Below are 9,501 nucleotides of genomic sequence, written 5' to 3'. Positions count from 1 at the left end.
CCTGAAACCGGATGCCTACAAACAGTTGGAGGGCGCAAGCCTGACAGCGTACCTTTTGTATAATGGGTCAGCGACTTAATTTAACGAGCAAGCTTAAGCCGATAGGTGTAGGCGCAGCGAAAGCGAGTCTGAATAGGGCGCTTAGTTCGTTGGATTAGACCCGAAACCGAGTGATCTAGCCATGGCCAGGTTGAAGGTGCGGTAACACGCACTGGAGGACCGAACCCACGCCTGTTGAAAAAGTCGGGGATGAGCTGTGGCTAGGGGTGAAAGGCCAATCAAACTCGGAAATAGCTGGTTCTCCGCGAAATCTATTTAGGTAGAGCGTCGGATGAATACTCTCGGGGGTAGAGCACTGGATGGGCTATGGGGGCTTACCGCCTTACTGATCCTAACCAAACTCCGAATACCGAGAAGTACTATCCGGCAGACACACAGTGGGTGCTAACGTCCATTGTGGAGAGGGAAACAACCCTGACCGCCAGTTAAGGTCCCTAAGTTATGGCTAAGTGGGAAAGGATGTAGAACTCCCAAAACAACCAGGATGTTGGCTTAGAAGCAGCCATCATTTAAAGAAAGCGTAACAGCTCACTGGTCTAAATAAGGGGTTCCGCGCCGAAAATGTACCGGGGCTCAAGCCATACACCGAAACTGCGGGTGTGCGTAAGCACGCGGTAGCGGAGCGTTCTGTAAGTCTGCGAAGGGATACCCGTGAGGGGTCCTGGAGATATCAGAAGTGCGAATGCTGACATGAGTAACGATAAAGCGGGTGAGAGACCCGCTCGCCGAAAGTCCAAGGGTTCCTGCGCAACGCTAATCGGCGCAGGGTTAGCCGGCCCCTAAGGCGAGGCCGAAAGGCGTAGTCGATGGGAATGCAGTTAATATTCTGCAGCTTGGTGGTAGTGACGGATGCCGTGTGTTGTATCTCCTTATTGGATTGGGGGTGCAGCGAAGGTGTTCCAGGAAATAGCTCCACCGTATAAACCGTACCCGAAACCGACACAGGTGGACTGGTAGAGCATACCAAGGCGCTTGAGAGAACTATGCTGAAGGAACTCGGCAAAATGCTCCCGTAAGTTCGCGAGAAGGGAGACCTCAGTTCGGGCAACCGGATTGGGGTGGCACAGACCAGGGGGTGGCGACTGTTTATCAAAAACACAGGGCTCTGCGAAGTCGCAAGACGACGTATAGGGTCTGACGCCTGCCCGGTGCTGGAAGGTTAAGAGGAGGTGTGCAAGCACCGAATTGAAGCCCCAGTAAACGGCGGCCGTAACTATAACGGTCCTAAGGTAGCGAAATTCCTTGTCGGGTAAGTTCCGACCTGCACGAATGGCGTAACGACTTCCCCGCTGTCTCCAGCATAGACTCAGTGAAATTGAATTCCCCGTGAAGATGCGGGGTTCCTGCGGTCAGACGGAAAGACCCCGTGCACCTTTACTACAGCTTCACACTGGTATTCGTCACGACATGTGTAGGATAGGTGGTAGACGTCGAAGCAAGGGCGCCAGCTCTTGTGGAGTCACCCTTGAAATACCACCCTTGTCGTCATGGATATCTAACCGCGGTACAACAATATCCGGGACCGTGTGTGGCGGGTAGTTTGACTGGGGCGGTCGCCTCCCAAATGGTAACGGAGGCGCGCGAAGGTGGGCTCAGAGCGGTCGGAAATCGCTCGTTGAGTGCAATGGCATAAGCCTGCCTGACTGCGAGACTGACAAGTCGAGCAGAGTCGAAAGACGGCCATAGTGATCCGGTGGTCCCTCGTGGAAGGGCCATCGCTCAACGGATAAAAGGTACGCCGGGGATAACAGGCTGATGATGCCCAAGAGTCCATATCGACGGCATTGTTTGGCACCTCGATGTCGACTCATCACATCCTGGGGCTGGAGCAGGTCCCAAGGGTTTGGCTGTTCGCCAATTAAAGTGGTACGTGAGTTGGGTTCAGAACGTCGCGAGACAGTTCGGTCCCTATCTGCCGTGGGTGTAGGAGAATTGAGAGGATCTGTCCCTAGTACGAGAGGACCGGGATGGACGTACCTCTGGTGGACCTGTTGTGGCGCCAGCCGCATTGCAGGGTAGCTATGTACGGAAGGGATAACCGCTGAAAGCATCTAAGCGGGAAACCCACCTCAAAACCAGTTCTCCCTGAAGAGCCGTGGAAGACCACCACGTCGATAGGAAGCGTGTGGAAGTGTGGCAACACATGAAGCTTAGCTTTACTAATAGCTCGTTCGGCTTGATCGCTCTCATTAATCAATGTTCATCTGAAATCGTCCGGCATATCCGCCAAACCTTCGGTTTGGCCCTGCCGTACAATCCCAGATCATTTTAAGTGCGCTATCGTCCTTTGGACTACTTGAGCGCGTTTAAGATAATCAAAACCAAACAAGACCAGTTCACGAAAACAAACTGCGCTTCGCCGGCCTGGTGGCCACTGCGGGGAGCCCCCACCCGATCCCATCCCGAACTCGGCCGTGAAACTCCCCAGCGCCAATGGTACTGCATCTTAAGGTGTGGGAGAGTAGGTCGCCGCCAGGCCTGCAAATCGCAGTTTGAATCTCTTCAATTTGTCTGTCGCTCACGCGCGTACCGCCCTTTGGGCTGCGCTCCGCGGGGGCGGCCTGACCGGCCGGCGGCCACTTGGCCTTGCCTCCGCTGCGCTCCGGATCTCTTGTCCCATATCAGCGCAGTCTTCCGGTCAACCCGAAATGATGGGTGTGCCCCACATGGAGCAGCCCACGCGACGCCCGCAGATCCGAAGGATCGAGGACGCGCAAAACAAAAATGTCCGGGCAAAAAAAAGCCCACCGAGGATACTTCGGTAACCCGGAACCAAAAAATAACGCGGGATGGAGCAGCCCGGTAGCTCGTCAGGCTCATAACCTGAAGGTCGCAGGTTCAAATCCTGCTCCCGCAACCAAATTCGACAACAGCCTCATCCCGTCAGGGGTGGGGCTGTTGTCGTATTCGCTCAGCGAAAAACACGAAGCGGACCTGGCAAAACGGGCCAAAAAGGCCCGTTTTGCGGTTCACGACAAGGGCGAAGCCCGAAGGCGCAATGGAGCAACGCGAACATAAAATCCTGCTCCCGCAACCAACAAATAACCCGGCCACAAGCCGGGTTTTTTGTTGGAAGGGGTCGTCGATTTGCACCTGACGGGGGCCCCGCAAGGAGGACGCAAGTCCGACGCAACGGGGCAGAAAACTCCTCAAATCCTGCTCCCCCAACCAAATTCGATAACAGCCTCATCCCGTAAGGGGTGGGGCTGTTGTCGTATTCGCTCAGCGAAAAACACGAAGCGGACCTGGCAAAACGCGCCAAAAAGGCCTGATTGCCGGTTCACCACAAGCGACAAGCCCAAAGGCCCAATCAAGCAAAGCAAACAGAAAAGACAGACCCCGAAACCAACAAATAACCCGGCCAAAAGCCGGGTTTTTGGTTGGTTGAGACGACCGGACCACGAGACAAATTCAGTCAGAAACACCTCTTGTGATGATCTTGTCGCGTTTATTGCGTCTTGAACTTTACCTTTCAAAAAGGTCGATCTGGATGCAGTTTTCGAGTTTTTTCAATCGTTTGCGTCACTTACTGGGCGGCTCTTTTTGTAAGCAAGATTCTTGCGGCATGAAATTAATTTCAGAAAAAGAAATAAATACCAAAACTGTTTGACCCCGCGTTGGCGTGTCCCTTATCTCTGTCCTTGTCGGGATAAAAACCGGCACTTGAAATTTCTTGCAGTCCGCGCTGAAATCAGGTGGCAAAGCTGCAGGACCGGGAGGAGCAGCTCTAGGGAGGAAACTATGGGCGCTTTGAAAGTGAAGGCCATTCTGGCATCGGCAGCCGTGTCTGCCGCGATCATGACCGCAGCACCGGCGGCTGCAAATGGTTTGAAATGCGAGCCGGGCGAAACCTACATCATGAACGTGATGGTCTCGGGCCACCCTTATTGGGTGCCGGTCTATCAGGGCTTCAAGCAGGCGGCCGAAGCGTTTGGTTGCGAGACCATTTTTTCCGGCACGCCGGACTACGACATCACCAAGCAGATTGCCTCTTTCGAGCAGGACATGGTGAAACAGCCGGCTGGTATCCTGCTGCACCCGATGCAGTCGGATCCGTTCATCGAGCCGATCAATCGCGCGATGGAGAGCGGTACCGAGATCGTGACTTTTGCAGCGGATTCACCGAAATCCAACCGCACCGCCTACATCACTTCCGACAACCTGGCCGAGGCCAAGTTCGCCGCAGAGGAGATCGTCAGCCAGGTGGGCGACACTGCCGAATATGCGGTTCTGGAAAATCCGGGCCAGTCCAATCACGACCTTCGTGTCACGGCGCTGATTTCCTATATGGAAGAGAACTACCCGAACATGAAGCTGGTCGGCCGGCAGGCGACCAATCAGGACAGCAACGCCGCCTACCGGGCAACGGGGTCGATCCTGCAGGCCAATCCGAACCTGGCAGCACTCTGGATTCCGGAAGCCGGTTCCGCGGAAGGTGCAGTTGCAGCAGTACTGGAGGCTGAAGCCAAGGTTTTGATCATGCACGCCGATGTCACGCCGACCACGTTGGAACACATCAAGGCCGGCAACATTCATATGGCGCTCAATCCGAACCAGGGCATGCAGGGTTTCATGGGGTTCATGGCCACCTTCCTGGCGGCGCATTCCGACGTGTTCGATCCCTTCAACGACTACAAGGTCTCCGGCTACAACCCGGTGCAGATCCCTTACGTTGACAACGGATTTGCCGTGATCACCAAGGAAAACGCCGACAGCTTCGACCTTAATGTCTACATGGAAGGCCGCGATCCCAGCTGATCCGGTTCCCGGGGCGGGGCGTTCGCCCCGGGCTTTTCGCTGTCCCTGCAGATCCTACAGGTGCGGGCAGCGCATTTTCCAGACAACAGCAATACCAAGATAGCTGTCATGACCGACGATGTGATTCTCAAGATCTCCAATCTTTCGAAGTCCTTCGGGCCTGTCCGTGCCCTGAAAGGCGTCGACTTCGAACTGCGCCGGGGCGAGATCCACGCGCTTGCAGGAGAAAACGGTGCCGGCAAGTCGACGCTGATGAACGTGATCGACGGCATCCTGCAGCCCGACAGCGGCGAGATCGCTTTCGACGGGGCGCCCGTCAGAATCACCTCACCGGCCATGGCCCAGAAGCTGGGCGTGGGCTTCGTGCACCAGGAAATCGCGCTCTGTCCGGATGTGTCCGTTGCAGAAAACATCTTCATGGCAACGACCAACACAAGCCGCTCGCTGCTGATGAACTATCAGGCGCTGGAAAAAAAGGCCGCCGATGTGCTTGGCGAGCTTGTCGATATCAACCCGGCAACCCTGGTGCGGGATCTTTCCATCTCCCATCAGCAGCTTGTCGAGATCGCCAAGGCGCTGACGCTCGACTGCCGGGTGTTGATCCTGGATGAACCAACCGCTGCACTGACCGAAAAAGAGGCGCAGATCCTGTTCAGGATCATGCGCCGGCTCGCCGACAAGGGCATTTCGATCATCTACATTTCGCACCGTATGGTCGAGATTTTCGACAATTGCGATCGGGTGTCCGTCTTCCGGGACGGCCAGCACATCACCACACGCAACGTCGCCGAGATCACACCGGATGATGTCGTCAACGCCATGGTCGGGCGGGTCATCGACGAGCTGTATCCGCGCAAGCAATCCGAGGCCGAGCGGTCGGATGAGATCATTCTGGATGTGCGTAATCTTCGTGAGCGGACCAGGTTCAAGGATGTGTCGTTTCAACTGAAGAAAGGCGAAATCCTGGGGCTTGCCGGCTTGATCGGGGCAGGGCGGAGCGAGATCGTCAAGGGCATCTGCCGGCTCGAGGGCGAGGTCAGCGGCGAGGTGGTGCTGAACGGCACGCCGCTTGACCTCACCAGCTACCAGGACAGTATTGCGGAGGGCATTGTCTATCTCTCCGAGGATCGCAAGGGCGACGGCATCTTTCTGGACATGCCGATTGCCGGAAATGTCTCCGCCCTGAAACCGGAGCAGGTGGCCAACGGCCTGGGTTTGATCGTCCGGCAGCGGGAAGAGGCGCAGGCCGAGACACTTGGAACACGACTCAATCTCAAATACGGCGCCTTGTCCGATCCGGTGTCGTCGCTGTCCGGCGGCAATCAGCAGAAGGTGGCGATCGCGAAGATGCTGTCGGTCAATCCCAAGCTGATCTTCCTGGACGAACCGACCCGGGGTGTCGATGTCGGTGCAAAGGCGGAAATTCATCGCATTCTCAGGAACCTTGCCGCAAGCGGTGTCGGCATCCTGGTCATCTCCTCCGAATTGCCGGAACTGATCGGTGTCTGCGACCGCGTGCTCGTGGTGCGCGAAGGCCGCATCAGCGGTGAAGTCCGGGGAACCGAAATGACTGAAGAAAACATCATGCACCTGGCGTCGGTCGGCGCCCAGGCAGCCATACAATAACAGTGGGGGGAACCATGGAAGACGCTGTCTCGCTGACGGGCGCACCAGACAACAAATCGCCGGAGGCGTCCCTGATACGCCGCCTCCTGCGGATGCGCGAGACCGGGTTGATCGCCATCATCCTGGTGCTGTTCATCGTGATGTCCTTCGCCTCACCCTACTTTCTGACCTGGGTGAACATGCGCGCCATGGTGATGGCCTTCGCCGTTGAAGGGATCGTCGTGGTCGGCATGACCATCCTGCTGATTTCGGGCGGCATCGATCTTTCTGTCGGCTCCGTCACGGCGCTGGCCATGGTGATCGCCGGCTGGCTGTTCCTGAACGGTGTTGATCCATGGGTGGCCTCCGCAATCTCGATTGCCGCCTGCACCGGTATTGGCGCTTTCATGGGCTTCTTTGTCACCCGTGTCGGCCTGCACCACTTCATTGTATCGCTGGCCGTCATGGTGATCGCCCGCGGGGCCTGTCTCCTTGGGACGGGTGGGCGCCCGCTCGGCCTCTTCACGCTGCCGCCGGAATTCAAGTTCATCGGTCAGGGCTCGATCGGGCCGATCCCGGTGGTCATCCTGATCTTTCTGGTGGTGGTGATCGGCTTTGACTTCATGCTGCGGAGAACCACGCTGTTCCGCAAGGTGTTCTACACCGGTTCCAATGAGAAGGCCGCCGCCTATTCCGGGATCCGGACCAAGCGGGTGATCTTCTTCACCACAACGCTTTGCTCCGCGCTCTGTGGCATTGCCGGGATCATTTACATGGCCCGTTTCGGCTCGGCCCAGCCAACCTTCGGTATCGGCATGGAACTGAATGTGATTGCAGCAGCCGTGATCGGTGGGGCCAGTCTCAAGGGAGGCTCGGGCACGATCTTCGGCGCGATTTTGGGCGCGGTGCTGCTGTCCGTGGTCTCCAGTTCGCTCGCCCTTCTGGATGTCTCGGTCTACTGGCAGGACATCATCCGCGGGTCGATCCTGCTCGCCGCTGTTTCCATCGACCACTATCTGGTCAAGAAGCGCGCCTGACGCATAACGAAAGGCTGGATTTCATGGCTGACAAGAAAACCGATATCGAGCTGATGCGCCAGATGCACACGGTGCTGGTGCTGCATTTCCTGGAGGGCAAGAAACAGTCGGAAATTGCGGAACTGCTCAACCTGTCGACCTCCAAGGTCAACCGCCTGATCACCCAGGGGCGCAAGCTCGGCATGGTCAAGATCGATATCGAGAACCCGTTCCAGCGTCTGAGCGACCTTGAAAACCTTCTGGAAGAGGCGACACCGCTCGCAAAGGCACTGGTGACCTCCGCCGTCGAGGGCAGTCCGGCAACCACGCTCCGGCAGGTTGGGCTTGCGGCGGCCAACCACCTGGTCGAGACCTTGCGCGACGGAGACGTCATCGCGATCACCGGTGGCAAGGCGGTCGGTGCGGTGGTGCAGAACATCGAGACGGACCGCAAGTTCGATATCACCGTCGTGCCTTTTACCGGGGGCGTCCAGGGCAAGTATCACACCGACGTCAACCATCAGGCTATGCTCTTGGCCGACAAGCTTGGCGGCCGGGCCATGCAGTTGCACGCACCGCTTTTTGCCGAAAGCCGGGAACAGCGCGACATGCTGATGGAAGTCGCCTCCATCCGGGAAGCGCTTGATCTGGCGCGCCGGGCAACGGTGGCCCTGGTCGGTATCGGGTCCATCGCAACGCCGGGCTCAAGCTATTACGACCTGCATCCGATGCCCGACGCTGATCGCAAGATGCTGGTCGGCAGCGGCGTCAGCGCCGAGTTCCTGGCCTACCTGATCCGGACAGATGGCAGTGTCGCGGACTACGCGCTGAACTCCCGTCTCGTCGCCCTGCATCCCTCGGAACTGCAGCAATGTTCGCGCGTGATCGGGGTTGTTTCGGGCGAGGAGAAGGTCTGGCCGATCCGCTCGGTCCTCAATGGCAACTATCTCAATTCACTTATTCTGGACGAGGACACTGCCAGTGAGGTCCTTGCAACCATGGAAGGCAAGCAAGATGTCGCATGAAATGTTGACGCGCGAAATCGGCCGATCCGGCATCAAGGCGTCGGCCATCGGGCTCGGAACCTGGGCCATCGGTGGCTGGATGTGGGGCGGGACGGATGAAGCCCGTTCGGTCGATGCCATCCGGGCCTCCATTGAGGAAGGCGTGACCCTGATCGATACCGCGCCGGCCTATGGCCAGGGCGTTGCCGAAGAGATCGTCGGCAAGGCGATCAGGGGCCGCCGCGACCAGGTGGTCCTTGCCACCAAATGCGGCCTCGTCTGGCACTCCCAAAAGGGCAATCACTTTTTCGACTATGACGGCGCGCCGGTGCACCGCTATCTCGGCAAGGACGCAATCATCTACGAGGTCGAGCAGAGCCTGAAGCGGCTCGGCACGGAAACAATCGACCACTACATCACGCATTGGCAGGACCCGACGACCCCGATCGACGAGACCATGGAGGCGCTGGAGACATTGAAATCCCAGGGCAAGATCCGGTCGATCGGCGCCAGCAACACGTCCGCGAATGACGTGAGGGCCTACGTGGCGGCAGGGCAGCTCGACGCCATCCAGGAAGAATATTCGATGGTCAAACGGGACATTGAAACAACCTTGATCCCGCTGTGCCGGCAGAACGGTGTGTCCGTGTTGAGCTATTCCTCGCTGGCGCTTGGACTCCTCACCGGCAAGATCGGGCCGGACCGCAAGTTCGACGGAGACGATCAGCGCAAGGACAATCCGCGTTTTTCCATCGAAAACCGGCAGAAAGTCGGGTTGCTGATGGAAGTGATCGAACCCATCGCCGCGGCCCACAACGCCACCAAGGCGCAGGTGGTTATTGCGTGGACGCTGCAGCAACCGGGCATCACCTTCTCGCTCTGCGGTGCGCGGAACCCGGACCAGGCGGCTGAAAACGCAAAGGCTGGACGGCTGCTTCTGACGGCGGAGGAGATCGACGTCATCGGCACGGCCGCCGCTGTCCACCTGACTGAGCTCGCCGCTTAAGTCAGTCACCACTTACTGAGACGGAAGGGCGCTGAAGGCAACTTCGGCGAAC

General features: G+C 57.8%; 5 protein-coding genes, 1 tRNA gene and 2 rRNA genes (1 of these 8 cut by a window edge). All 8 read left to right on the top strand.

The window, feature by feature from the left end:
- Positions 1 to 2,244 (top strand): 23S ribosomal RNA (locus ACO6TG_RS12485) (it extends 477 nt beyond the left edge of the window).
- A 179-nt stretch (positions 2,245 to 2,423) separates the two neighbouring features.
- Positions 2,424 to 2,538 (top strand): 5S ribosomal RNA (gene rrf, locus ACO6TG_RS12480).
- Between the two features lie 305 nt (positions 2,539 to 2,843).
- A tRNA-Met gene (locus ACO6TG_RS12475) sits at positions 2,844 to 2,920 on the top strand.
- Between the two features lie 938 nt (positions 2,921 to 3,858).
- On the top strand, positions 3,859 to 4,818 hold the full coding sequence (locus tag ACO6TG_RS12470; protein ID WP_422378873.1) for a substrate-binding domain-containing protein: 960 nt from the start codon (positions 3,859 to 3,861) through the stop codon (positions 4,816 to 4,818).
- 108 nt (positions 4,819 to 4,926) lie between these two features.
- Positions 4,927 to 6,444, top strand: a complete 1,518-nt coding sequence (locus ACO6TG_RS12465; protein ID WP_422378464.1) for a sugar ABC transporter ATP-binding protein — start codon at positions 4,927 to 4,929, stop codon at positions 6,442 to 6,444.
- A gap of 92 nt (positions 6,445 to 6,536) precedes the next feature.
- Positions 6,537 to 7,460, top strand: a complete 924-nt coding sequence (locus ACO6TG_RS12460) for an ABC transporter permease (protein WP_422378872.1) — start codon at positions 6,537 to 6,539, stop codon at positions 7,458 to 7,460.
- 23 nt (positions 7,461 to 7,483) lie between these two features.
- The gene (locus ACO6TG_RS12455) at positions 7,484 to 8,464 is read left to right on the top strand and encodes a sugar-binding transcriptional regulator (protein ID WP_422378463.1); all 981 of its coding nucleotides are present in this window, start codon (positions 7,484 to 7,486) and stop codon (positions 8,462 to 8,464) included.
- Positions 8,454 to 9,449 (top strand): aldo/keto reductase, encoded by a 996-nt coding sequence (locus tag ACO6TG_RS12450; RefSeq protein WP_422378462.1) that lies wholly within the window; start codon positions 8,454 to 8,456, stop codon positions 9,447 to 9,449. Before ACO6TG_RS12455 ends, ACO6TG_RS12450 begins: the two co-directional genes overlap by 11 nt.
- Positions 9,450 to 9,501: the final 52 nt, after the last annotated feature.

This window comes from Roseibium sp. (genome assembly GCF_965233565.1).
GTDB lineage: Bacteria > Pseudomonadota > Alphaproteobacteria > Rhizobiales > Stappiaceae > Roseibium.
The sequence above is the reverse complement of the archived record's forward strand: the minus strand, read 5'-3'. Positions and strand labels throughout refer to the sequence as shown.

What these genes read in the sequence shown, in the direction of transcription:
- ACO6TG_RS12470 (WP_422378873.1), top strand. Translation starts at nt 3,859, where the DNA reads ATGACCGCAGCACCGGCGGCTGCAAATGGTTTGAAATGCGAGCCGGGC.
- ACO6TG_RS12455 (WP_422378463.1), top strand. Translation starts at nt 7,484, where the DNA reads ATGGCTGACAAGAAAACCGATATCGAGCTGATGCGCCAGATGCACACG.
- ACO6TG_RS12460 (WP_422378872.1), top strand. Translation starts at nt 6,537, where the DNA reads ATGCGCGAGACCGGGTTGATCGCCATCATCCTGGTGCTGTTCATCGTG.
- ACO6TG_RS12465 (WP_422378464.1), top strand. Translation starts at nt 4,927, where the DNA reads ATGACCGACGATGTGATTCTCAAGATCTCCAATCTTTCGAAGTCCTTC.
- ACO6TG_RS12450 (WP_422378462.1), top strand. Translation starts at nt 8,454, where the DNA reads ATGTCGCATGAAATGTTGACGCGCGAAATCGGCCGATCCGGCATCAAG.